25 protein-coding genes are annotated in these 24,326 nt (G+C 49.9%); 5 read left to right on the plus strand and 20 right to left on the minus strand.

Annotated elements, in window-relative coordinates; all coding sequences use genetic code 11:
- The first annotated feature begins 3 nt into the window (after positions 1-3).
- Entirely contained in the window at positions 4-996 is a 993-nt protein-coding gene (locus tag Q1A54_RS03495) for a glycosyltransferase family 9 protein (protein ID WP_299985038.1), read from the plus strand.
- Between the two features lie 109 nt (positions 997-1,105).
- Here Q1A54_RS03495 and Q1A54_RS03500 read toward each other — a convergent pair whose 3' ends face one another.
- From Q1A54_RS03500 to Q1A54_RS03510, 3 genes are read right to left on the minus strand one after another with little or no spacing between them, the layout of a single operon-like run.
- Positions 1,106-2,056 carry a TraB/GumN family protein gene (locus tag Q1A54_RS03500; protein WP_299985040.1) on the minus strand — a complete coding sequence of 317 codons (951 nt, stop codon included), beginning with the start codon at positions 2,054-2,056 and terminating at the stop codon, positions 1,106-1,108.
- Positions 2,057-2,102: 46 nt separating this feature from the next.
- The gene (locus tag Q1A54_RS03505; protein ID WP_299985041.1) at positions 2,103-3,815 is read right to left on the minus strand and encodes an IPT/TIG domain-containing protein; all 1,713 of its coding nucleotides are present in this window, start codon (positions 3,813-3,815) and stop codon (positions 2,103-2,105) included.
- On the minus strand, positions 3,812-4,924 hold the full coding sequence (locus Q1A54_RS03510; protein ID WP_299985043.1) for a hypothetical protein: 1,113 nt from the start codon (positions 4,922-4,924) through the stop codon (positions 3,812-3,814). The genes Q1A54_RS03505 and Q1A54_RS03510 overlap by 4 nt, the downstream gene beginning before the upstream one ends.
- Positions 4,925-5,032: 108 nt before the next feature.
- On the opposite strand from Q1A54_RS03510, the gene Q1A54_RS03515 reads away from it, so the two are divergent.
- The gene (locus tag Q1A54_RS03515) at positions 5,033-5,449 is read left to right on the plus strand and encodes a hypothetical protein (protein ID WP_299985045.1); all 417 of its coding nucleotides are present in this window, start codon (positions 5,033-5,035) and stop codon (positions 5,447-5,449) included.
- A gap of 149 nt (positions 5,450-5,598) precedes the next feature.
- Here Q1A54_RS03515 and serS read toward each other — a convergent pair whose 3' ends face one another.
- On the minus strand, positions 5,599-6,873 hold the full coding sequence (serS, locus tag Q1A54_RS03520) for a serine--tRNA ligase (RefSeq protein WP_299985046.1): 1,275 nt from the start codon (positions 6,871-6,873) through the stop codon (positions 5,599-5,601).
- Between the two features lie 281 nt (positions 6,874-7,154).
- Between serS and rho the strand changes: the two genes are divergently transcribed.
- Positions 7,155-8,951 carry a transcription termination factor Rho gene (rho, locus tag Q1A54_RS03525; protein WP_299985047.1) on the plus strand — a complete coding sequence of 599 codons (1,797 nt, stop codon included), beginning with the start codon at positions 7,155-7,157 and terminating at the stop codon, positions 8,949-8,951.
- Between the two features lie 138 nt (positions 8,952-9,089).
- Here the strand turns inward: rho and Q1A54_RS03530 are convergent, their stop codons facing one another.
- From Q1A54_RS03530 to Q1A54_RS03550, 5 genes are all read right to left on the minus strand, one after another.
- Entirely contained in the window at positions 9,090-9,563 is a 474-nt protein-coding gene (locus Q1A54_RS03530) for a hypothetical protein (RefSeq protein WP_299985048.1), read from the minus strand.
- A gap of 68 nt (positions 9,564-9,631) precedes the next feature.
- Positions 9,632-10,537, minus strand: a complete 906-nt coding sequence (locus Q1A54_RS03535; protein WP_299985049.1) for a UbiA family prenyltransferase — start codon at positions 10,535-10,537, stop codon at positions 9,632-9,634.
- Positions 10,538-10,540: 3 nt separating this feature from the next.
- Positions 10,541-11,359 carry a class I SAM-dependent methyltransferase gene (locus tag Q1A54_RS03540; protein WP_299985050.1) on the minus strand — a complete coding sequence of 273 codons (819 nt, stop codon included), beginning with the start codon at positions 11,357-11,359 and terminating at the stop codon, positions 10,541-10,543.
- Positions 11,360-11,383: 24 nt separating this feature from the next.
- Positions 11,384-11,845 (minus strand): YciI family protein, encoded by a 462-nt coding sequence (locus tag Q1A54_RS03545; protein ID WP_299985051.1) that lies wholly within the window; start codon positions 11,843-11,845, stop codon positions 11,384-11,386.
- 20 nt (positions 11,846-11,865) lie between these two features.
- A complete protein-coding gene (locus tag Q1A54_RS03550; RefSeq protein WP_299985052.1) occupies positions 11,866-12,378 on the minus strand; it encodes a hypothetical protein in 513 nt (170 codons plus the stop codon).
- A gap of 184 nt (positions 12,379-12,562) precedes the next feature.
- On the opposite strand from Q1A54_RS03550, the gene Q1A54_RS03555 reads away from it, so the two are divergent.
- Complete coding sequence (locus tag Q1A54_RS03555; protein WP_299985054.1) at positions 12,563-14,899, plus strand: transglycosylase domain-containing protein; 2,337 nt, start codon at positions 12,563-12,565, stop codon at positions 14,897-14,899.
- Positions 14,900-14,970: 71 nt separating this feature from the next.
- Here the strand turns inward: Q1A54_RS03555 and Q1A54_RS03560 are convergent, their stop codons facing one another.
- The 3 genes from Q1A54_RS03560 to Q1A54_RS03570 all read right to left on the minus strand — a co-directional run bounded on the left by Q1A54_RS03560 (position 14,971) and on the right by Q1A54_RS03570 (position 17,073).
- Positions 14,971-15,888 carry a TIGR01777 family oxidoreductase gene (locus Q1A54_RS03560; protein ID WP_196114351.1) on the minus strand — a complete coding sequence of 306 codons (918 nt, stop codon included), beginning with the start codon at positions 15,886-15,888 and terminating at the stop codon, positions 14,971-14,973.
- Between the two features lie 119 nt (positions 15,889-16,007).
- Positions 16,008-16,703, minus strand: a complete 696-nt coding sequence (gene folE / locus Q1A54_RS03565; protein ID WP_299985057.1) for a GTP cyclohydrolase I FolE — start codon at positions 16,701-16,703, stop codon at positions 16,008-16,010.
- A complete protein-coding gene (locus Q1A54_RS03570; protein ID WP_299985059.1) occupies positions 16,666-17,073 on the minus strand; it encodes a 6-carboxytetrahydropterin synthase in 408 nt (135 codons plus the stop codon). Before Q1A54_RS03570 ends, folE begins: the two co-directional genes overlap by 38 nt.
- A 222-nt stretch (positions 17,074-17,295) precedes the next feature.
- Here Q1A54_RS03570 and Q1A54_RS03575 point away from each other — a divergent pair, with 222 nt between their 5' ends.
- Positions 17,296-18,000, plus strand: coding sequence for a DNA repair ATPase (locus Q1A54_RS03575; RefSeq protein WP_299985061.1), 705 nt, complete (start codon positions 17,296-17,298; stop codon positions 17,998-18,000).
- 99 nt (positions 18,001-18,099) lie between these two features.
- Here the strand turns inward: Q1A54_RS03575 and Q1A54_RS03580 are convergent, their stop codons facing one another.
- From Q1A54_RS03580 to panB, 8 genes are all read right to left on the minus strand, one after another.
- Entirely contained in the window at positions 18,100-18,687 is a 588-nt protein-coding gene (locus Q1A54_RS03580) for an inorganic diphosphatase (RefSeq protein ID WP_299985062.1), read from the minus strand.
- Positions 18,688-18,944: 257 nt separating this feature from the next.
- Positions 18,945-19,298, minus strand: coding sequence for a 50S ribosomal protein L19 (gene rplS / locus Q1A54_RS03585; protein ID WP_196114354.1), 354 nt, complete (start codon positions 19,296-19,298; stop codon positions 18,945-18,947).
- 164 nt (positions 19,299-19,462) lie between these two features.
- Entirely contained in the window at positions 19,463-20,140 is a 678-nt protein-coding gene (gene trmD, locus Q1A54_RS03590; RefSeq protein ID WP_196114355.1) for a tRNA (guanosine(37)-N1)-methyltransferase TrmD, read from the minus strand.
- Between the two features lie 11 nt (positions 20,141-20,151).
- The gene (gene rimM, locus Q1A54_RS03595; protein WP_196114356.1) at positions 20,152-20,715 is read right to left on the minus strand and encodes a ribosome maturation factor RimM; all 564 of its coding nucleotides are present in this window, start codon (positions 20,713-20,715) and stop codon (positions 20,152-20,154) included.
- A gap of 12 nt (positions 20,716-20,727) precedes the next feature.
- Positions 20,728-21,276: a 30S ribosomal protein S16 gene (locus Q1A54_RS03600; RefSeq protein ID WP_299985067.1), complete on the minus strand. Its 549-nt coding sequence runs from the start codon at positions 21,274-21,276 to the stop codon at positions 20,728-20,730.
- Between the two features lie 291 nt (positions 21,277-21,567).
- Positions 21,568-22,338, minus strand: coding sequence for an acyl-CoA desaturase (locus tag Q1A54_RS03605; RefSeq protein ID WP_196114358.1), 771 nt, complete (start codon positions 22,336-22,338; stop codon positions 21,568-21,570).
- Positions 22,339-22,668: 330 nt separating this feature from the next.
- Complete coding sequence (locus Q1A54_RS03610) at positions 22,669-23,343, minus strand: RluA family pseudouridine synthase (protein WP_299985069.1); 675 nt, start codon at positions 23,341-23,343, stop codon at positions 22,669-22,671.
- Positions 23,344-23,466: 123 nt separating this feature from the next.
- Entirely contained in the window at positions 23,467-24,285 is an 819-nt protein-coding gene (gene panB, locus Q1A54_RS03615; RefSeq protein WP_076420585.1) for a 3-methyl-2-oxobutanoate hydroxymethyltransferase, read from the minus strand.
- Positions 24,286-24,326: the final 41 nt, after the last annotated feature.

Here is a 24,326-nt window from a genome sequence, read left to right on the forward strand (position 1 = left end):
CGAATGCCGAAAATACTCATTCTCCGTTTTTCCTCTATCGGCGATATTGTGCTGACAACGCCTGTTGTTCGTTGCATCAAACAGCAAGTACCCGATGCTGAAGTGCACTACTGCACCAAGCAAGGTTTTAGAGGCATACTGGAGCCTAATCCCTACATCGACAAGGTGCACACACTGAGCGGTAGCCTGAATGAACTGGTGCAGCAACTCAAGGCCGAGAACTTCGACTTTGTGGTGGACCTACACAATAACCTGCGCACGCGCATCATCAAAACAAGACTGGGCAAGCCCTCCAAAAGCTTCGACAAGCTCAACTACGAGAAGTGGCTGATAGTGAACCTGAAGGTGAATCGTCTGCCTGACGTGCATATTGTAAACCGCTACCTGGCTGCTGCGGCGCCGCTCGGTATACAGGACGACGGCAAAGGCTTGGACTATTTCATACCTGCCGCTGACGAAGTAGACATTAACTCCCTTCCGGAGCCTTTCCGTCAGGGGTATACAGCCTTTGCCATTGGGGCGCAGCACTATACCAAGCGACTCCCCACGGAGCGCATCATCGAACTGTGTGCGGATCTCAAACAGCCCATCATCCTGCTAGGTGGCAAAGAAGACGCTGCTACAGGTGATGAAATAGCAGCCTACATACAGGCTGCGGACGATTCGCAGGGAACAGTCATTTACAACGCCTGTGGCAGGTATAGCCTGGCTGGTTCGGCCTCACTGGTGCGGCAGGCAAAGCAGGTAGTGAGTCACGACACAGGGCTGATGCACATTGCGGCGGCTTTCCAAAAAGACATCATCAGCGTGTGGGGCAACACCATACCTGAGTTTGGCATGTACCCTTTCCGGACCAGGTATAAGGTACTCGAGGTAAACGGGCTGCCCTGCCGACCCTGCTCCAAAATAGGGTATAGCAAGTGCCCCAAAGGTCATTTCAGGTGCATGCACGATATTGATTTCAGCGCCATCGCTCGACAGCCTTTTAAGGTATAGCACAGACTGACTGGAGATCAGGAAGGTATAAAACAGCATCGCCCGCGCAGGTATAAACTTGCGCGGGCGATGCTGCTTTATCAGGTATGGCTATACCTGTTGGGTTGGTTTACTGCAGTGGTTTTACAGTATAGCCAGCTCTCTGCAGCAACTGCAGCAGGCCGTTTTCGCCAGGTAGGTGCAGAGCGCCTACTGCGATAAAAGTAGACTGCTCTTTCATGATGGCAGGTAGTTTCGTCATCCAGTCTTTGTTGCGGTCGTCTGTCATGTAGGCCATGTCGCCACCACCTGTCAGCTCGTTGTAGTCGTTTGAGAGTTTCCACATACCTGCCAGGTCTTTATCGAAGTACAGCTGCACGAGTTTGTCTGACATCTTCATGGCTGTTTCTTTGTTTTTTACATAAGCCACGAGTTGCTCTGCCTGCTTGTCCAGTGGGTGGTGATTGTAAAGCAGGTCAAACTGCTGCTCCATGGTCTCGAGCGTGCTCACCTTCTTTTTGCTTTTCTTGTTGTAGCTCGCAAAGTACATATCGAGCGGCTGGCCTGTGTATTCTTTTAGTACTTCCATACGCTGGTAGTCTTTCAGAGAAAGCATTAGCAGCAGTGTCATCGGCTTCATTTGGTCGGCCATGCTCAACTCAAACCCGAACTGGGCTTTTATTTCCTCATTCACCAAAGCGTAATCCTCTTTGCTCAGCAGGTTCGATAGTCTATTATCCGGCATCACCATTTTGGCTCCTAACTGCATCATTTTAGCCGAATCAATCTCTGTTTCCACCACTACGCCGCGGCTTTCCATAAAGCGCTCCATCACCTCCGGTACCGTGTTCAGGTAGCTGGCGTTGAGTAGGTGGTACGTGCCGTACAGGTATGAGGGCTGCTTCAAACCGTTTCCGCTGATCTCCCAAAGCAATGATTTGGCAGCGGTAACAGGCTGTGCCTGGGCAGTAGTGGCTTTTGCAGGTTTGGATTTTACTTTCTGGGCCTCGCTAAGGGTAGGGGATAGCAGCAGCGCAACTAACAGGATGCAAAGGCTGGTAATTTTGTTTTTGTAATTCATGCTGAATGGTTTAAAATAGAAGTAATATCAATCACAGGGGTATGATCTACCTATTCTGGTAGTAATATAAAGTGGAGGAGCAGCTGCCAAATGATCCTACATATAACTTGTCGCCATAGGAAAAGCCGGAGTACTGCTCGCTACTCACGCAACCAGGGTAAACGGCTACTCTTTCCCATTTTTTCTGTTCCTCACTGAAACGCAGCAAGGCTCTGTCGCCCTTCGCGCTGATTGCATAGCCGGTTCCCTGGTGGGTGAAAACTCTGAAAGGACCGTTTAAGGTACTTTCCTCAGGCATAACCGCTACCTGCGACCAACTATCTTGCTGTACATTGTATAGCCAGGTGGCGTTACCCACCACTGTGTATGCTTTCCCGTTGATCACAAAGCCGGAGCCGTTGTAGTTGTTCCGGAAAGGGTTGAGCGCCTTTACCTCTTCTGTTGCCGGATCATAGCGCCAGAGTGTTGTGTTACTGTTGGTGTTGCGGCCTCCAAAGAAGTAGATATAGCCATCGTGTGTAAAGCTGCTGGCGTCGGAAACGCCGAAGGTCAGGCCTTTCTTTTGCGACCAGCTTTTGCTGCTGATGTCGTACTCCCATACAGACATAAAAATGGTATAATACTGATAGTTTCCCCCGATAAGGTATACCTTGTCACCAACCTTATGCAGCGCAGAGCCATTGCGAGCCTGTCCGGGGAAAGCGCCTTCATTGCGCCAGACAGCAGTTTCCACTTCGTAACTTATCATGCGATCATAGGCAAAAAAATACGCCTTTCCTCCCGAAATGAAGGAAGGTATGTGCGCTGTGGTGGCTGGAACAGAAGTGGGCTTGACTGAAGCAGCCATGAAACCTGACTCCATGGTATAAGAATAAGCTAAGACTGCCGTCTTGTTACCCCGGTTGACAGATACAGTCAGTGCTTTGTCATACAGATCCGGTGTGATTACCGGTACTTTCACCTTGATCTCTGTGTCTGTTACTGAGACTATGGTTGCTGATTTTCCTCCAATATTCACATAAGGCCCCCAACCGGAGTAGCTTAAATTTTTGCCATGAATACTCAACTCGTCACCGGGCATTCCCTTGTCAGGCGAGATATGGGTAATCTGTGGGCCTATAATCTCAAACTCCTCTTCAGCTGTCGTTTGCTCACCATGTGCAGTCACGGTTATTGGGAAAGTCCCCGAATAAGTCACTTTAGGCGTTATTATCGTAATGCTGTCGGGGTGCGCGGAGACGACATATGCCTGTGTCTCCCCGATGCTCACTTTTACTAAGCTTCTGTCGTTGCTGAAGTTTTGACCATAGATAGTGACAGTACTATTGTCCTCAGCTGCTTTTGGGCTGAAGCTATGGATAACCGGTGCAGCGGTGTTCAGGCTTTTGAATGCTAAGGCCGTTCCATACGTGTTGTTCTGACCATGCCTGGCATAGGCTTGTATCCTGTAGTTATACCCCTTCACGAGCCCGTGCGTCAACCTGGCCTCAAACTCGCCGGTGACAGCAGAAGTGCCTATCACCTTCTTTGTAATACTCTTGTCATTGTTTAAAGCGGTGTACTCAAACCCATACTCGGTTACTGGCTCATTCCCGAGGCTGACGATCTCGCCTTTCACGAATGCCCCGGTACTATCAGGTGTAACCTCCAGTGTTCTTAGGATAGGATAAGGCTGTGCCTCCGGAAAGTCCTTTTCTTTGGCGCAGCCATGCAGCAGCGCCAGCAGGAGAATAAAAGACAATAATTTCAGCTGCCTCATAGGTTGAATCGGATTGTAGTAGAAAGGTTGTTGATGGAATAGTTTTCGGCGAATACATGGCTGGTACTGAGCCCAAGACTGACATAGTTTTTGGGCAGATAGAAGTACTGTAATCCAGCGCCGGCCATTACGCCAAAGTTTGCTTTTTGCAACCGGAATATATCTTCATATTCATGCAGACTGGTCGTATTGCTTTTGTGCTTTGCCTCCAGGACTTTGTTAGACTGCTCTACTGCATACAATAGCTCAGCTCCACCCTCAGCATAGAAAGAGACTTTGTTGCCGTTGAAGTAGTAGCGAGGTATAACAGATAACCTTAGGAAGTCAAGGGTCAGTTTTATGTGCTGGTCCAGAGAGGTGCTGGTCAATGCTGTTGCAAAGTCCATTTTACCATAGCTCAGTTGACTGATAATACTCAGATTGTTAAGATCCCAAACGGGCGCCTCAACGAATGCTCCTGCCTCTACATTTTCTGATGTCATGCTATACTCACCAAATCCGTTTTCAGGAAAGGCGTCTGTTTTGACCTGTATGGTGGAGCGGTTGAAACTGGCCATACCGCCAAAGCTGAACATGGACATTCTCGCATTTCGACCTTTGTTGATGTTGCGGGTATAGTAGCGAAGGGACTGTTCAGATAGCCTGACACGTGGTAGCTGCCGCTGCCAGAAAGTTGAGTTGGCGGCATGCTGTCTCAGGTTAGTCTGCAGGTTCTCCTTTGTAAGCTGGGTGAAATCGTTCTTCTCAAAGTAATACTGTTTCCCATTCTCCCCACGTATCGCGTATAAATTAAGCTTACCTCCTGTAATGGTTTTCAGGAATACATGGCGCATCTCTCCAAAGTAGGTCACCTTCCGGGCGACGAACTTCGTGCTGTCACTATACCCAAATTCTGTTAAAGCCCCGGCAGCGTATGTCTCGAGTGGGTTTTTTTTCGATTTTTGATACTCAACCTGGAAGGGCTTTCTCGGATCGAACTGTATATACCCATCTGTATAAACAGTGTCACCCTGCACGATGTAACCTCGTGACTGAGCCTTGGAAGAAGACCAGCCCAGAAGAAGCACAAAAAGCAGGGAGAAGGTAAAGCAACTAATTTTGCTGTTCATTGAATAGGAAGTAGGAAATCGAAGTGATTTTGAGATAAATTTGCGAGACTAAAAATAGGTATAATATTATATAGTTTTTTAGCCGAACAGATTAATTAATTTTAGAAGATGGCGAAATACAATTTAACATGGCAGGCATCTGACGCGCAGTTCCTGGAGGCTTTGTTGCTGGCAACAGGAGGCGAGGGAGGTGCTACGCTGCAGGATGTTTTGCTGATGGGTGACGCTGTTGATGGCACTGTTTATTCGCTGGAAGAAGTAACGGAGGGATTGGAGAAACTTACTGCTGTTGGTTGTGTCACGGTACAAAAAAACAAACTATCCTTGTCGCCTGAATTTCTAGAAGAGTATGAACAGGCTACATTGGACGAAGGGTTAGGGGAGGAGTCTGCCCGGCTTCTGGAAAAGCTACTCCATCAGAAGGCGATTACAACGGAGTCGATAGAGCAGGTGCGGGCTAATGTGCTGAAGAAGTACAAGACAAAAAACTACTATCAGCAGTACCTGGAGCAGTATGGAGGCTAATGTACTAAGCTGAAAAAATTGGTGCTTTACAGATGTGCCAACTTAATTGAATCCTAAGTATAAAGGCATGTATTGACCTGAATACAAACAGAAAAGCCGCTGGGAATCCAGCGGCTTTTCTGTTTGTATGCTATTCAATCAGTAGCCTATTAGCTAATTTTCTCAAAGCCCAGGTATGGGTGCAGTACCTTCGGCATGTTGATACCATCCGGCGTCTGATTGTTCTCCAAAATAGCAGCTACGATACGCGGCAGGGCTAGGGCGCTACCGTTGAGCGTATGCAGCAACTGTGTCTTGCCTGACTCGATTTTGTAACGCAGTTTCAGGCGGTTAGACTGGTAGGTCTCAAAGTTAGAGGCAGAGCTTACTTCCAGCCAGCGGTTCTGAGCAGTAGAGTATACCTCCATGTCATAAGTCAAGGCAGAGGTGAAGCCCATGTCGCCGCCGCACAGGCGCAGCACACGGTATGGCAGCTCCAGCTTTTGCAGCAAACCTTGGATGTATGTACTCATATCCTCCAGCGCTTCATAAGACTTCTCCGGCAGCGTGATCTGTACAATCTCTACCTTGTCGAACTGGTGCAGTCGGTTAAGGCCGCGCACATCCGCACCCCACGATCCGGCCTCTCTTCTGAAGCAGGGCGTATGGCCTGTATTTTTGATCGGCAGCTGCTCCACCGGTACAATCACATCGCGGTAGAGGTTCGTGATCGGCACCTCGGCCGTCGGGATCAGGTATAGGTTATCTTCTGTGGCATGGTACATCTGGCCGTCCTTGTCGGGTAACTGACCGGTGCCGTAGCCAGAAGCTTCATTCACCAAAATAGGTGGCTGCACTTCCATATAACCAGCTTTCATGGCCTCGTCCAGGAAGAAGTTGATGAGCGCACGCTGCAGGCGGGCTCCTTGCTTCTTATACACCGGAAAACCAGCGCCAGATATTTTGTTGCCTAGCTCGAAATCGATGATGTCGTACTGCTGGATCAGCTCCCAATGTGGCAGGGCGCCTTCGTGCAATTGCGGAATTTCACCGTGTTGGAGAACTACTTCGTTGTCTTCCGCTGTTCTACCTTCAGGAACACTTGCATGCGGAAGGTTCGGCAACTTGTATAGTGCTTGCTGTATTTGCTCTTCGATGGCAGATAGCTGCTCAGCCAGCGATTTAGTCTGCTGCTTTAACTCGGATGTTTCTGCTTTATAGGCTTCGGCTTTTTCGCGGTCGCCGTTTTTCATCAGTATACCGATCTCTTTAGAGATTGCATTGGCACGGGCCTGCAGGTCATCGTGCTGGCTCTGCACCTGTCGGCGCTGCTGGTCAAGAGCTACAATGGCTTCCACTTCCTGAGCGGCATTTTTGTAGTTTTTCTTGGTAAGTCCAGCTACCACCAGCTCTGTCTGCTCTCTTAAAACGTTTAGCTGTAGCATAATTTGGGTCTTTGTATAGCTGCAAAAATATACTTTTTTAGGTTGTAAGCGGCATTTACGAAATCTTTTAAGGAAAAACTGAAACATTTTCAACAAAAACTCCGCTAATATTTGTTAATTAATAAGCATTGCAATAACATTGCAGTGCAATTTATGGCAGGCCCTTTCCTGAGCCGCACAAAACTCTATCGCATTCATTCATTTTCCGAATTATAAGTAAAGCTCTCGCTGCGTTCGCCCAAGCGTGCCAAGCAGGTTAATTTAACTACCATACCACATTTATGTACAAAATTGAAGAATTGAAAGATAGGCTTCTTTCAGAACTCAAGGAAATTGCAGAAGACCTGGGTGTCAAGAATTTCAAGAAACTCAGCAAACAGGATCTGGTTTACAAAATCCTTGATCAGCAAGCCATAACCCCTCCCGAACAATTGCCGAAAAAAGTAAAGTCCTCCCCTAGCACAGCCGCCGTAAGCGAAACAGAAGCTACTGAAAACACAATTACTACCAGCGAAGAGCAACCGGCACCTGCCCCTGCAGCGCCAACCGAACGAAGACCTGCCCGCGAAGCAGCCCGCCGCGAACAAACTAGCCCGACTTTAGTACAACAGCCGGCACCAACCAAGGACCATGGCCCGCAGCGTGAGCGCACAACAGCCCGTCGCGACAACCGCAACGAAGGCGGTAACCCGCGTGAGCAGCGTCAGGAGCCACGTGCCGAGCGCACAGAAGCACGTCCGGAACGTGCTGAGAGACCAGAACGTACAGAGAGAGCAGAGCGTGTTGAGAGAACGGAGCAGCGTCCTGAGCGCACCGAGAGAAGCGATAACCGCGCAGAACAGCGTGAGCAGCGCCCTGAGGTAGGCAACCGCAGCGATAGCCGCAACGACCAGAACCGTGGCGGTGACAATTTCCCGCGCCGCCAGCAACATGCGGCCGCAAGCAGCAATAACTTCCGTGAGTTTGACGGAATAATCCTAAATGAAGGTGTGTTGGAGCTGATGCAGGATGGCTACGGCTTCCTTCGCTCTACGCATTACAACTACCTGGCCTCGCCAGATGATATCTATGTGTCTCCATCGCAGATCAAATTGTTTGGTCTAAAGACTGGTGATACTGTGAAAGGGCAGATCCGTCCGCCGAAAGAAGGGGAGAAGTATTTTGCCCTGCTTAAAGTGGATTCTGTGAATGGACGTACCACGGAGGAAATCCGCGATCGTATTCCTTTCCAGCACCTGACGCCGCTTTTCCCGGAAGAGCGTCTAAAGCTTACCACCAGACCTAGCCAGCTTTCTACCCGTATACTTGACTTGTTTGCCCCAATCGGTAAAGGCCAGCGTGGTATGATCGTGGCACAGCCAAAAACAGGTAAAACGGTGTTGCTGAAAGAGATCGCCAACGCGATCTCTGAAAACCATCCGGAAGTCTACCTGATGATCCTGCTCATAGACGAGCGCCCTGAAGAGGTTACTGACATGGCCCGCAGCGTAAGAGCGGAGGTAATCGCCTCTACTTTTGACGAAACTGCCGAGCGCCACGTGAAGGTGTCGAGCATCGTACTGGACAAGGCCAAGCGTATGGTAGAGTGCGGCCACGACGTAGTGATCCTGCTTGATTCTATTACGCGTCTGGCACGTGCCTATAATACAGTAGTGCCTTCGTCAGGTAAGATCCTGTCAGGTGGTGTGGATGCTAACGCCCTACATAAGCCGAAGCGCTTCTTCGGTGCTGCCCGTAACGTAGAGAACGGCGGCTCCCTGACCATCATCGCTACTGCCCTGATTGACACAGGATCTAAGATGGACGAGGTAATCTTCGAAGAATTTAAAGGTACCGGTAACATGGAACTGCAGCTGGATCGCAAACTGGCCAACCGCAGAATTTACCCAGCTATCGACGTACCTGCATCCGGCACACGCCGCGAAGACCTGCTTATGGATCGCGACGAGCTCAACCGCATCTGGATCCTGCGCAAGTTTATGTCTGATATGAACTCCGTGGAAGCCATGGAATTCCTGAAAGACAGAATGCAGGGTACCAAGAGCAACGAAGAGTTCCTGATTTCGATGAACGGATAGGAAGCACTGCATAAAATCAAAAAGCCCCTGTTGCCATCAAGCAACAGGGGCTTTTTGATTTTATGTGAAATCGAAATGGAACAGTTATAGTTCAATAATAAATCACTCATTCACTCAATCAGAAATCACTCAATTCCCTCAACTCCAAAAAGGATAATCAGGGGTAGCCAGCAGGTAGACGGTATAGGTGAGCACCACACCATACACGATGTGCGCAAAGATGAGCGTGATCAGGTAGGTGCGAAGGGAGATAAGAGGTGGCCTGGGGTGCACCAGGAAAAACAAATACCAGATGAACATCGCCATCAGGCCATGCGCCAGGCCAAAGAGAAAGCCCCACGAGGCATTAATGAGGCCTACCTCTGAGTGCCACAGCGCAATGTAGAACAGCGCAAAAATGATCCCGACCAGGTAATGAGCGACTGTGCCGTATACCTTGGTGCTGGTTGCCATGGAGAGAGAGCCGTCGGGTTGGGTGCGGTTGGTAAGCATGGTGCCCAGTATCCGGATCACCTTCATAACACGGTGCGTCACAAATGAGAGCAGGTACAGAAAGGCAGTCATGGCGGCGGTAGCGGCAATGCCACCTATTACAGCGTAGAGTAGTTTCATAGTGCGACGGTTTTTGCTGTTATACGAAATCAGGCTGTGTAGTTACTGAGGACCAGCCGATATGAGCCTTAGCCACTATACATGGAGCGAAGCAGCAGTATCAGAAAAAAAGCCAGGCTGATGCAGAGCGATGAAATCTTGTTCATGCGCATCGTATTCTCGAAGTTCACTTCTTCAGGGTTCTGCCACGACTTCCGTACCCAATTCAGGAAAAAGTAGGAGATAGGAGCCGTGCAAAGCAGAAAAACCAACACGCTGAGCAGTTGTCCAAGCGCCAGGTATAGCCCGATCAGTAAGGCCGCTCCCAGGCCCAGCGCTATACCTGCAAATACGAAGGTGCCCCGTATACCTAGCAGCAAACTCAGTGTTTTGTCACCTCGCTCACTGTCTTCCTGATGCTGATAAATTTGAGTAAGCGGATAGGAGCCACAGAGGAAGAGCGTGCTGACCAGGGCAAACAGAATATTCGGCGATTGCCAGATGAGCTCAAGGTCGAGATCGGCCCCGACCTGTACCATCAGAAAAGTAAAAGCCCCCTGAAATACCGTGACAACCAGCGTGCTGATAACCGGGTATTTCTTAAGCCGGATGTCCCGGTCGCTGTAGGCTTTGGAAACCAGCAGGTATAGCGCGACCATCAGGGCAAAAAGCGGCGATAGTAAAAAGCTGAGCAGCAAGGCCAGTACGTCAAATAACAGCACCAGGTGAAAAAGCTCCTGCGTGACTTTGGGAGGTCTCCGGAGCCCACCAATGCTGCCTTCATCGCGGTCGTGGTATGAGTTGTAACCGTTGCTGGCAGGGTATACCAATATGTGTAAAATGAAGAAGACAGCGGCGGCCCGCCACAAGGTATAGCCATCCGTCACACTCAGCGCAAACCAGTACACCGGCATCAGGTATACCGAAAACGGAATTCGCATCAGGGTCAGGGCACTGCTGTATTTTCCGATAACAGGTATAGCCAGTGGTTTCATCTTTTACTTGTTTACAGGGTAGCCCAGCAGGTAAATGACTTGTTTGCCCGGTCCGCTTCCCACTATGCCGCTGCGCCAGGTATAGCCGGGCGGAGTATCGACCCGGTCTAGCAACTCGTCCAGCATCCGGGGGTTGTACAGTCTGAAAAGCGACACCAAGCCATCCCAAAGTATACCTAACGGGATGATTGGTATTAGGTACGTGAACAGTAGCCTGCTAAGTTTAAAAGGACGGATAAAAGGAGTTACCAGCAGGATAATGATCGGAAAAGTAAACAGAAAGATGACCAGTTCGGCCCAGGTCTTGCCACCTCCTTCAAAGATGCCAATAGGCGCCCTTTGATCGGCTGCATTCTGCAAAATGGCCACGGCCTGCTGTGGTCTGAAATGGTGAAAAGAGGAAAAGATAGTGCGTACTCCTTTTATTTGAGGAGGTACATTCGTCGCATCAACAGGAGAGGCAATGAAATCGATCATCCCGCCGGACTCGGCTTGCAGAAACTCGTAAGCGCCTATGTTAGGGTACCGGTCAGATAAGGTGACAAGCACAGGTACGCCCATGCGTTGGCTCAGTGCTTCGCGTATACCTGCTATGCCACCGCCGGCACCTGAGCAAAGGTCTGTAAAGTGTGTCTGGCCGCTGCGACGGAGCAGATCCTCTAACAGAGGTATAGCCGGGCCGTAAGCGCCAAGCTTAGAGATCATGAAGCGCAGGAAGTCGAGCATGCCCTGGCGGAATATGTGCGGAAACCAGGGCTGGTCTTCTAGCTCAAATAGGTGCAGGCGAAAGTTCAAGGGCAGCAGCGATTGTTTTGTTCGCATACTGCCCGATGCCTATAAAAGTTGCTACGGAAGTGTCGTGCCGCGCTGGCTCATCCAGGGGTGCAGTTCCATGATCAGCTTGCCGGCCTTTACGGCGGGATCTGCTTCGGTCAATGCCTTTGCCTCTTCCAGCGTAGCCACATCAAAAATGAATATACCACGCAGCTCGCCATTGTCCAAAAACGGACCAGCCATTACCAATTTTCCGTCAGCGGCCATCTTACGGATGTGCGCCATGTGCCCGCGCTGGATGGTATTCACCTCAGCCGTGTCGGTTGGCTGGTAAGGACCTTTTTTGAGCAGTGCCATGTAATAGGTCTTCATCTGGCTCATGTCGGTCAACTCCTGCTGTTTAGGAGCTTCCTGTGCTTTGGCAGACGGAGCCTTTTTTGTGGCAGGCTTTGTTTTGGATTGAGCCTGAGTAGCCAGCGTGCAGCCGAGGCAAAGTGCTAAGGCTATACCTGTGGTTTGTAGCAGTTTTTTCATAAGGTTAAAGGTATATAAACTCATTTACTTTCTACAACTCCTGCTGCTCCAGCCCCGATGCTGAAATTATCACTAGCATTGCTGAACAGCTGCCAGTATTCTTCCTGTGGCTTACCTAGGTCAGGCGTTAACACAAGTCGGTCACCGTTCACAAAAGTCAGGGCGACACCGTAGGCGTCCCTTATTTCCGTGCTTTCCACAGCCAGAGCTTGGCTGCTGATTACCAGCCCCTGCAGGCGCTGGTCGCGGAGGTTAGCGCCAGGTACTTTCCAGTCGAACTTGGGAGAGGGCAGGCCGGGCTCACGCTTGCGCATGAAAACCTCATTGTGCTTAATGGTGTCGCCGTTGGCCAGCTCGAAAGTCCAGGGGCAGTTCACGGCAAGGGTATAGAGGCCCACGTCCAAAATCAATCCTTGCGGGGTAGTGTAGCTGGTTTTGCCGAAGTGGAAGTACTGCACCAGTTCGTTACGGGTAGTCTTGGTCAGCGGCAAACCCTTGATCTTGTCGAAAGCTGCCTGTAGTTGATCTTGCATGGAGGTATAGGTAATGCTATGCGCAAAGATAGGCAGGGCCCGTCAAAGTTATAACAGCTTCTGTATATCACTGACTAAGTTTTATGCGTTTCTGGGAAAGTATTTGTACACAAAAGGTATATTTGCAGTAGATTAGAAAGAAGCGTTCCGTAAAAATACGGGCAATCTGCCCTGATGAAATAACATGCTGCAAGAGCAAGAAAAAGAAAAGCCACCGGTTAAGAAGAAGAGGTCTGTGTACGGCAGTGTGATCGGCTATACCTGGAAGCTGTTCCTGCTGGGGCTGATGGTGGTGATAGGCTATCTGGTGAGTGTAGAGTATAATTTCTTTTACCTCTTTGGCTCTTCCCCGAGTCTGGACAGGCTGGAGAACCCGCGCAGCGACCAGGCCTCAGAGCTTTATACCGCCGACGGGAACCTGATCGGGAAGTACTTCCGTGAAAACCGCAGCCCGGTGAGCTACAAGCAAATGTCGCCTACGCTCATCAATGCCCTGATTGCCACAGAGGATATCCGTTTCTACGAGCATGCAGGTATAGATCCGACTGCCATTTTTGGAGCAGTGTACGACAACCTGCGTGGCGAAAGCCGTGGGGGCAGCACTATTACGCAACAGCTGGCCAAAAACCTGTACAAGACCCGTACCGACGACGCCAAAGGGGTGCTGGGGCATATTCCTGGACTCAACATTGTCATTTCTAAAACCAAGGAGTGGCTCACGGCGATCAAACTCGAGCAGCGCTATACCAAGGAAGAAATCTTGGCCATGTACCTCAACACCGTGGACTTCGGCAGTAACTCCTTTGGTATACAGGTAGCCTCCAAGACCTTTTTCAACGCTTCGCCTGAAAGCCTGAAAACAGAGCAAGCTGCAGTGCTGGTCGGTTTGCTGAAAGCGCCAACCTACTACAGTCCCCGCTTCAACCCCGAAAACGCAACACGCCGTCGCAATACCGTGCTGGGGCAAATGGCCAAGTATAACTACCTGACAGCTGCTGAAGCCGATTCGCTGAGTCAACTGCCGCTGGAGCTGGAGTACAAGGTCGAGAACCATTATGACGGTCCAGCTACCTACTTCCGTGGTGCTGTGGCTGATTTTATGAAGGAGTGGTGCAAGCAGAACGGTTACGACCTGTACCGCGATGGCCTGAAGGTATACACCACCATCGATTCGCGCATACAGGCACACGCCGAGGCCGCCATGGAGGAGCAGATGCGCACCCTGCAGCGCCGCTTCGACAACCACTGGAAAGGCCAAAACCCGTGGGTGGATGAAAAGAACCGTGAGATTCCGGGGTTCATTGAAGAGACGATCAAGCGCACCGATTATTACCGTCGCCTTAAGAAGAAGCACGGAGATGACGTGGCTGCCATCAACAAAGAACTCAATACCCCACGTGAGATGATGGTGTTTACCTGGGAAAATCCGGAGCGTGAGAAAAAAATGACCCTATCGCCGCTCGACTCGCTGCGCTACTATAAGCGTTTCCTGCATGGCGGTATGATGACCATGGATCCATTCTCCGGTGAGATCAAAGCCTGGGTGGGCGGCATCAACTACAAGTACTTTAAGTACGACCACGTAAAGCAGGCGCGACGCCAGCCAGGATCTACCTTCAAGCCTTTTGTGTATGTGGCGGCTATCGACAATGGTTACTCGCCCTGCGATAAGATCGTAGACACGCGCATCACCATCAATTATGTGGAGAAAGGGGAGAAGAAGAGTTGGTCGCCTACCAATGCGGACTGGGTTTATACCGGAGCACCGATGACTTTGCGCCGTGCCATGGGTAAATCAGTTAACTCCGTAACAGCGCAGCTCACCGAGCTGGTTGGCTGGGAAACAGTCGTGGACTATGCGCACAAGCTAGGTATAAGCAGTCCGCTAGACAAGGTGCCTTCTATTGGCTTAGGCCCGAGCGACGTGTCGATTTATGATATGGTGGGCGCTTACAGCACTTTCCCGAATCATGGCTTCCATACCGCACCCCGCTTCATCACCCGCATCGAAGACCGCGAAGGCAACCTGATTGAGCAGTTTGTGCCGGAGCAGAAGAAGGTGCTGAGCGAAGAAACTGCTTTCCTGATGATGCACATGCTCAAGGGAGGTATAGAAGAGCCGGGCGGTACCTCGCAGGCGCTCTGGGAATACGACCTTTGGAAAGGCAATGAAATAGGTGGCAAAACCGGTACTACTTCCAATCACTCCGACGGTTGGTTCATGGGTGTGACCAAGGACCTGGTGACCGGTGTGTGGGTAGGCGGGGAGGACCGCAGCATTCACTTCCGTACTTCTAACCTGGGTGAAGGATCCAAAACGGCCCTGCCGGTATACGGCCTCTTCATGGAGCGCATTTATAAAGACAAAGACCTCGGCTATACCATGGGCCGTTTCCCGGGCCCTACCGTCAAGATCAGCAAGAAATACAACTGTACCACCGTACTGCCAAAAGCTGAGCCAGACTCCACGCAGCTGGACCTTGATCTGGATATACTGGATCTGTCAGAATTCCTGCAATAGCATGTCCTTAAAAAGCAGAAGCGCCCACTTATAATCTAAGTGGGCGCTTCTGCTTTTTAATATATCCAGTATCAGGACTGGTGCTTTTTGTAAAATGATTCCAGTGCTTCGTCCAGGTAGTTATACTCAAAGGTAAAGCCGGTCTGTAGCACTTTGTTGGCGCTCACACGCTGGCCGCTTAGCACTACATCGCTCATTTCGCCAAGCATTAAATTAAGCGCAAAAGAAGGTACTTTGGGCAACACCAATGGCTTGTGCATAGCCTCGGCCAGCGCTTCGGTAAACTCTTGATTGGTGACGGGGTGAGGGGCCACGGCATTGTATACACCAGTAAACTGCGTGTCTTCAATTGCCCGGATGTATAAGCGGCACAGGTCATCGATATGGATCCAGGACATGTACTGCTTGCCACTGCCGAGCGGAGCACCTGCCATTAACTTGACAGGACGAGCCATTTGCGGGAGGGCACCTCCTTTATCGCTGAGGGCTATACCTGTGCGCAGGATAACGGTGCGTATACCCAAGTCTTTGATTTGCCACACAGCCGCTTCCCAGGCCTTGCATACCTCCGCCATAAAGTCATCACCGTAGCTGCTCTCCTCCGACATCAGTTGGTCGCCGGAGTTGCCATAAATGCCTATGGCTGAAGACGAGATAAAGCCTTTAACGTGGTGTTCGTTTTGGCGGAGGCTGTCGAGGAGTAGTTGGGTGCTGTCTACCCGGCTGCGCAGAATCTCGCGCTTACGTTCTTTGGTCCATTTCTCCTCAGCCAGACCAGCTCCCGCCAGGTGGATGATGTAATCAGCATAGGTGATGGCATTCTCATCAATTGAAGATTTCTCTATGTCCCAGCGGAAAGTCTTGTAGTGAGAGAATTTGTCGGGATCTCGGGACAGGTGCGCTACTTCATAGCCCTGATCGATCAACATCTCCGAAAGACGTGAGCCGATCAGTCCTGAACCACCTGTAATGAGTATTTTCCCAGCCATAGGTATGGATCGTTTTATAAATTATATAGAAATATATCTATACGTGTAAGGACTAACTGAAAGTTACTTTCACCGATCAAAACCAGCTGGCAGGGCCATGGTTTGCCCAGACAGGAGTTTTATTTTTTGCGGATGTGGCTCAGGAACTCGTTGCGGTACTGGTCCTGCTCAAACAAGCCGGAGTACTCTGCTGTGATCGTGCTGCTGCTGACGTCATTTACGCCACGGCTCATCACGCAAAGGTGGTCCGCCTCAATCAGCACGGCAACATTTTCCGTCTGCAGCGCCTGCTTCAGTTCGTCGGCTATCTGCATGGTCATGCGCTCCTGCACCTGCGGACGGCGGGCATAATACTGCACAATGCGGTTCAGCTTGGAAAGACCGATCACATGCTCGTTAGGCATATATGCCACATGGGCCTTGCCGATGATCGGCACAAAATGGTGTTCGCAGGAAGAGTACACGGTAATGTCGCGCTCCACCAGCATCTGGTTATACCTGTACTTGTTCTCGAAGCGGCGGATAACCGGCTTGTTCTCGGGATGCAGGCCACTGAAAATCTCCTGCACATACATTTTGGCAACTCGCAAAGGCGTGCCTTTCAGGCTATCATCGTTAAGGTCGAGTCCCATGGTGTGCATGATCTCGCGAAAGTGCCTTTCGATGATCACGATCTTCTCCGCGTCAGAAAGGTCAAATGCGTCAGGGCGCAGCGGCGTTTCCAGGGAGCTCATCATGTGATCGTCCATCTCTTCCGCTTCTTGGCCCAGGTCCTGGTTATCCATTATATTCAACAAAGTTTCGTTCAGTTTCATAAAGCGTTACTGCCAGTTCATATTCCTGGCTTATTTTTTCCCGCAATCGCTCCCAAATTACGATGGCAATGTTCTCGGCAGTAGGGTTCAATTGTCTGAACTCATCTGTGTCGAGGTTGAGGTTTTTGTGGTCAAATTTATCGATCACCTCTTCTTTTACCAGCGTACTCAGCTTCTTCATGTCGTACACATACCCGGTATCCTCATTCACGGAGCCTGTCAGCTTGACGATAAGCTCGTAATTGTGTCCGTGGAAGTTGGGGTTGTTACACAGCCCGAAAACTTCCGCATTCTGCTCGTCGCTCCAGGCAGGATTGTGCAGGCGGTGTGCGGCATTAAAGTGCTCTTTTCTGCAGATCGTTATTTTCATTGCGGTTCCAACAGGTGGGCCTATGTTATTGTTCGCGTACGTGCAAATTTACATTTTGGGCTACCCGGGTTGTAAACTTACAAAGGTAAGCTTCGCAGTCCCCAAACCCAAACAGAACAGTGGCTAAATTAATCCTGCCCCTTATATCTGATATATGCTATAGATTAGCTATTTTCGTAGGTATACGATTGTTCCTGTCTAATCATTATTTCTAAGTATAGTATGCGAGTAAAAGGATTGTTGGTAGCGGCCATGCTGCTGGTATCAGGTATGGCGAGTGCGCAGGTCATGCGTGTAGAGGAAAACGAACAGGTAGTAAGCGGTATAAAGCGCAGCGGTCAGCAGCTGAGCGTGCAGCTGGACCCTAAGTTTGTAGAGAAGATCTGGAAAGATCACCTGTCGCAGGAGGCGGGCAAGGTGAAACATTCCAAAGGCGTTTACACGGTAGAGGAGGCCAAGCTCATCAGCATCAGTAAGCAGCCTGTGCGTGTCATCTCCACCGTAGGCACGCATGCAACGGGTAGCTATGTCTGGTGGTCACTCGACATGGGCACGACCCATCTTGACAAAGGGGCCACCCCTGAGATATACACCGCGGCAGAGCAGTTCATGGAGAATTTTGGTAGAAAGTTGTACCAGGAAGATGTGCTGTTGCAGATCAACGAAGCCGAGAATGTACTCCGCAGCACCAAAAAGGAGCAGGATCGTGTCGTGAAGCAGGCTAACGACTTGCAGCTGAGTATCGAAAAGAACAAGAAGCGCAAACAAGAGCTGGAGGCTGAGTTGGTACGCAATGCCGACGAACTGCGTCAGCTGGAGCAGAATGTAGAGCTGAACGTGAAGCAGCAGGAAGCCAGCCGGCAGCAGGTGCAGGCCATGGAGCGTGCAGTGGAAGAAGTAAGAGCCAAACTGCGTGATATCAAGTAAGGTATAGCTTCTATAACTGTCCTAAAACAGAAAAGCCTCCGTTCGGGAGGCTTTTCTGTTTTATAAGTTGTCAAGTATTACGCAGGAGACAACGCAGGCTTAGAGCTTCATCCAGCGCTGTATTTCCTGTTCTGCAAACTGTTCGTTGCGCCAGCCTACAAACTTACTCTTGGCGGTGGGGTTGTGGTGTACAAACCATTGCTGCAGGATGGCTTTAGCAGCAGGGTAGTCCGCCGTAAAGCTGTTGAAGTCAGAGGCGTTGATCGTTCGTTCGCTTGGCCTTGCAGGTACAGCTACGATCTTGTGATCCAGTTCACCGGCTGTCTCTAGTTGCAGTACTCCCACCGGAATCACCTCCAACACGGTGCCTGTAGCCACGCTTCCTGTCACCACGATTACTTCCAGCGGCTTTTTCTGTGCATTGGTTTCTGTAGAAGGTATAAAACCGAAATTGGCAGGGTAGGGCAGAAAGGGGATAACGCGATCCTGACCGGCCTGCTGCTCTGCTTCAAAGGCTTTTGTTTGTCGGTTGTAGTGCAGCTTGGTCGAATTACCGGCTGGCACCTCAATCACGGCCTGCAACTGTTTTTTGCCATTGTAAGTCGGCAGGGCAGCATAGTCAGTTTGGCAGGAGGCTAGCAAGGCCAGAGAGAGCAACAGGAAGGTATAGCGCTGTATAATTTTCATGGGTATAGGAATGCAATAGGTATAGCACGAGATATAGCTGCAAATATAGTAAGCCGGACCGGAAGAGAATCAATAATGCGGGGCGGGTAAGTATGCGTTATTTCCCTGAGGGGGTTACATTACTATCCCGAAAGCCCGGGACAGCGGATGGCTCCGGGTAAGGCTCATAGAGCAGGTATAAAAAAGGGAGCCGTTTGCTTAGAAACGGCTCCCTTCTTACTAAAACTATGGAAAACTTATGAAAACAGGTTCTTCAATTATCTTCTTTCCTTGATACGTGCAGCTTTACCCTGCAGGCCTCTCAGGTAGTATAGTCTAGCTCTTCTAACACGGCCTTTTCTTATAAGCTCGATTTTCTCGATAGATGGAGAAAGCAGTGGGAAAATACGCTCCAGACCAATCTGGTTAGACACTTTTCTTACAGTGAAAGTCTCACCGTTTGTGTTAACGTTCTTGCGCTGAATAACAACGCCCTGGAACTGCTGGATACGCTCCTTGTTACCCTCACGGATTTTCACGTGGATGTTGATGGTATCGCCAGACTGGAAAGTCGGGAAAGAGGCGCGCTTGTCTGTAGATTCCTGCTCGATAAATTTAAGTAATTCGCTCATGGCTATGTTGTTAAAGCTAAATATCTTCTTCAAAATTCGGACTGCAAAGATATGCAATTATTTATTACATAAGAATATTTGCAGAAAAAAAATGTAAGTTTTTGAAACTTGTCCCCTAAATCAGCCCTGGAGACTCCTTTGGAGGTAATTCTGTATAAGGTAAGCTACTCGTTCAACAGATCCGGTCTGCGCTGTCTCGTGCGCTCCACTGCCTGCTCGAAGCGCCACTGCTCTATCTTAGGCCCGTCTCCGGAAAGCAGTATATCAGGCACTGTCATGCCTTTGTAGTCTGCCGGGCGGGTATAGACTGGCGGGGCCAGCAAGCCGTCCTGAAACGAATCGGTCAGGGCAGAAGACTCGTCGTTGAGCACACCCGGTATAATGCGGATGATGGCATCGGCCAGCACAGCCGCTCCCAGTTCGCCACCTGAAAGTACATAGTCGCCGATGCTGATCTCGTGGGTCACGTAATGCTGTCGCACCCGCTCGTCCACACCTTTGTAGTGCCCGCACAGGATAATGACGTTGCGCATGAGCGAAAACTGGTTCACCACTTGCTGGTTCAGCGTCTGCCCGTCAGGTGTCATGTAAATCACAGCGTCATACTCCCGCTCCGCCTTCAGCTCCGTTAGGATCTTGTCGATCGGTTCGATCATCATCACCATGCCTGCTCCGCCGCCAAAGGCATAGTCATCAATCTGGCCATGTTTGTTGATGGCGTATTTGCGAAGATCGTGGATGTGGATGTCGACCAAACCTTTTTGCTGAGCTCTTTTAACAATGGAATGGCTAAAAGGACTGTCCAACAGGTCGGGCTGGCAACTGATAATGTCAAATCGCATGATAATAGGGGCTACTCGTCGCGGTCGTCGGCGTCGTCAGGGGTGCCGGGCTGGGTGTATACCTCTAGCAGGCCTTCCGGTAGGTTGACATGCAGTACCTTGGTTTCATGGTCAGCACGTACAAACACCTCGTCCAGCACAGGTACAAGCATCTCCTGACCATTGTACTCCATGGCCATCAGCTGCTGCTGTGGCATGTCATAAAAGTCTTTCACGGTGCCCAGTGGGCCGTGGTTCTGGTCTATCACCTGGTAGCCGATCACCTCGTGGAAGTAAAACTGTCCTTCTTCGAGTTCAGGGAGCTCGTCGAGCGGCAGGTATAGACTGACATTGCGGAGTTTCTCGGCTTGCTCGATCGTTTTGATATCCTCAAAGGTGATAATAAAACGGCCTTTCTGCACGGGCTCCATTTTGTCAATAAAAAAAGGAATCAGCCTTCCTTGTTGTTCAAGAAAGACTGATTCCAATTCATCATAATCTTCGGGGTAGTCCACGTCAAAAAACGCGACAACCTGCCCCTTGATGCCATGGGTCTTGACGATGTGTCCTAACAGAAAGCAGTCATCAATATGCATGGCAACCGTAATTTATGCTTGCTCTTCAGTAGACTCGCCTTCAGCAGCTGGTGCCTCAGGAGATTCTTCAGATTCAGCAGCAGGAGCATCAGCAGCAAGCTTGGCAGCCTCACGCTGACGGATAGCTTCTGCACGAGCTTCTTTCACTTTCGTTTCAGCGTCAAATGCAGCCTTACGCTTCGCCTCTTTCTCAGAGCCAAGTGTAGTACGCTTGCTTTCGATCTTCGCTTCTTTCTCTTTCTTCCACTCTTCGAAACGAGCATCAGCTGTTTCTTGCGTGATAGCGCCTTTTACAACACCAATCTGAAGGTGCTTCTTGTACAGAATACCTCTGTAAGAAAGCATCGCCTTTACAGTGTCAGTTGGCTGAGCGCCGTTCATTAACCACTGGAATGCCTTCTCTTCGCTGAAGTCGATAGAAGCAGGGTTTGTGTTCGGGTTGTAAGTACCCAGTTTCTCGATAAATTTACCATCACGTGGTGAACGAGCGTCAGCTACTACGATATCGTAGATAGCAGCTTTTTTGCGGCCTCTGCGGGCCAGTCTGATTTTAACAGCCATTTTTTATATAAATAGTTAAGTCGGCGGAACCCGTCCGCCAGTTTTTAGAACCGCAAAGGTAGTGATTTTGTGCCAATTAATGCAAGGTTTTTGAAAATTGATTTGGGAAAGCCACGCACAGGTACAAAGCTGAAACAGAACCTCCTCCAATAGGTATAAGCTGCACAGGCGCTATACCTATCATAGTGCTAGGGTATACAGTTAGAGGTATATAGCAGTTGACGGTAGTGTGCCGGCTATACCTACCTGAAACAAAAAAGCCCTCCGTTTCCGAAGGGCTTTTCTATATGATTAAGCGTTGGCTTTTGCTCTTGGTGCTTTGGCAGCCTTAACCTTCACTGGTTTCAGCTTAATGATGCTAAGCTTATCCAGCGTCCAGATTACTGGCCAGGTTGGGTCTACTTCCCACCACTTCACGCCGAAGTTCACACGGTTAGGCAGTTTATGGTGGTTGTTCTGGAACAACTCACCGCCTGTCAGGAAGTCGAAGAAAAGCGAGTTGCGCGACTTGTCATTGTTGTCGAAATTCTGGTAGCCGTACTTATGGCCGCTCCAGTTTACGATCGCGCCGTGTACCGGACCCATCAGGAAGTGAAGCGGCAGCAACAGGAACATCCACCACTGCGTGGCGAAGGCGATGTAGAACAGCACATAAGCTACGCCCCAGCCAATACGAGAAATCTTCGAATCCCCGATTTTCTCCAGCGCCGGCCACATCGGGTAGTCGCCATCAAAACGCCGCTCCGGCTCCACGCGGTGGTTGAGCACGTCGTTGTAAATGTTTTTGGTTTTCCACATCATCGCAAATGCGTTGTTGGAATAATGCGGTGAGTGCGGATCACGCTCTGTATCAGAGAAGGCGTGGTGCATGCGGTGCAGAATAGCATAAGCACGTGGCGACAGGAAAGAAGAGCCCTGTGCGATGTACGTCAGCAGGTAAAAAGCCTTTTCCCAGAACGGATTCATGGTGAACATCTTGTGCGCTGCGTAACGGTGCAGGAAGAAAGTCTGCACAAACAGAGAAAGGTACCAGTGCAGTACAAAGAAAATAAGTATAGCCATTAAGCGGTTAGTATGTTAAAGTGATCAATAACTGATTCAGGTATAGCAGAGACAAAAGCAGTCACCATGCCTCCGCAAAATTACGATGTGATTCTATAGGAATAATAAAATCCGGTATAAAAGTTCAGAAAGATGATAAATATCAGTTTTATAGAATGATTAATGAGTAATGAATAATTAATGCGGAGTGAGGAATGTCGAGTTTTAATAGAGAGGTGAGTAAGGTTTACAAAGGCTTATGGGATGTCGGGGCAAGGTATAGCCAGGGTTCCCATTGCTTACTCATTATCCATTTGTTGCTGTGATTCAGTAGTTATTAATCACTACTCATTATAAAAACGGTTTCCAGATAGGAGCCGCCGGCAGTGGGGCAGTAACTTTAACCATGGTTTTGAGTGTAGGGTGCTCAAATTGGAGACTGCGGGCATGCAGGGCGATACTCTTGTCGGGTAGTGGTTTGCTGGCGCCATACCTCAGGTCACCGACAATGGGGCAGTTCATAGAGGCCAGTTGCACTCGGATCTGGTGCGGGCGACCGGTAACAGGATTTACTTCCAGCAGGTAGTTGTTATCATGCTGCCCTATCAGGCGATAACTCAGCTCAGAGCGTAGGCCGCTTTTATTCTCACGCGCATAAGCCTTGGTCACATTGCGACTGCTGTCCTTGATGAGCCAGTGCACGAGCGTCTGCTCAGGTATAGCAGGCCTGTTGAGCACGACGGCCCAATAGGTCTTCATAGTCTTTTTGCTTCGGAAGAGCTCGTTGAGGCGGGTGAGAGCTTTGGAAGTTTTGGCAAGCAGTACTACACCGCTCACAGGTCTGTCCAGGCGGTGTACCACGCCAATGTACACGTTGCCCGGCTTGTTATACTTCTCTTTGATATAGGCCTTCGCCAGGTCGGCGAGGCATTCGTCGCCTGTTTCATCACCATGCACCAGCAACCCAGCTGGCTTGTTCACCACCAGCACATGGTTATCCTCAAAAAGAACATCGAGCAAAGCCATAGGCTTTTAGTAATGAATAATGATGAATGAATAATTAAGGAGATGGTCAGAAAGGTCAATGAACAACTCTTAATGAAGTAATTATTCATCATTAGTCATTACTCATTAACCATTATTCATTCATTAATACGCTTCTTTTTCGTTAGGGAAGTCTTTGCTTTTTACGTCTTTCACGTAGTTCTGCACCGCGTCGGTCATGATGGTGTGCAGGTCGGCGTAGCGACGCAGGAAACGTGGCTTGAACTCCTTATTGATGCCCAGCATGTCGTGCACCACAAGTACCTGTCCATCCACGTGCGGACCGGCGCCTATACCTATTATTGGAATCTGCAGCTTTTCCGCTACACGTTTTGCCAGCTCCGAAGGGATCTTCTCCAGCACAATTGAGAAGCAGCCTAACTCCTGTAGCAGGAGCGCATCGTCAATCAGCTTTTGAGCCTCTGCTTCTTCTTTAGCCCGCACGGTGTAGGTGCCGAACTTGTAGATGGACTGCGGCGTCAGGCCCAGGTGGCCCATTACCGGCACACCAGCACTCAGGATGCGGATGATCGATTCTTTGATCTCGGCACCACCTTCCAGCTTGATGCCGTGTGCACCCGACTCCTTCATAATGCGGATAGTAGAGCGCAGCGCTTCTGAAGAGTTACCCTGGTAAGAGCCGAACGGTAGGTCCACCACCACAAAAGCACGATTCACACCACGGATTACTGAAGAGGCATGGTAGATCATCTGATCCAGCGTAATAGGGAGCGTTGTCTCATGCCCGGCCATCACATTGGAGGCAGAATCGCCAACGAGTAGCACGTCAACGCCGGCAGCGTCCAGAATGGTGGCCATGGAATAGTCGTAAGCCGTGAGCATGGAGATTTTCTCGCCGCGCTCTTTCATATTCTGCAGCTGGTGCGTGGTTACTTTTTTTACGTCGCTTTTATGAACAGACATAGGATGCTGGTTTGAGTTTGATTCAAAATTATAAAAATCAA

The organism is uncultured Pontibacter sp. (assembly GCF_947502515.1).
In the GTDB taxonomy this organism is placed as follows: Bacteria; Bacteroidota; Bacteroidia; order Cytophagales; family Hymenobacteraceae; genus Pontibacter.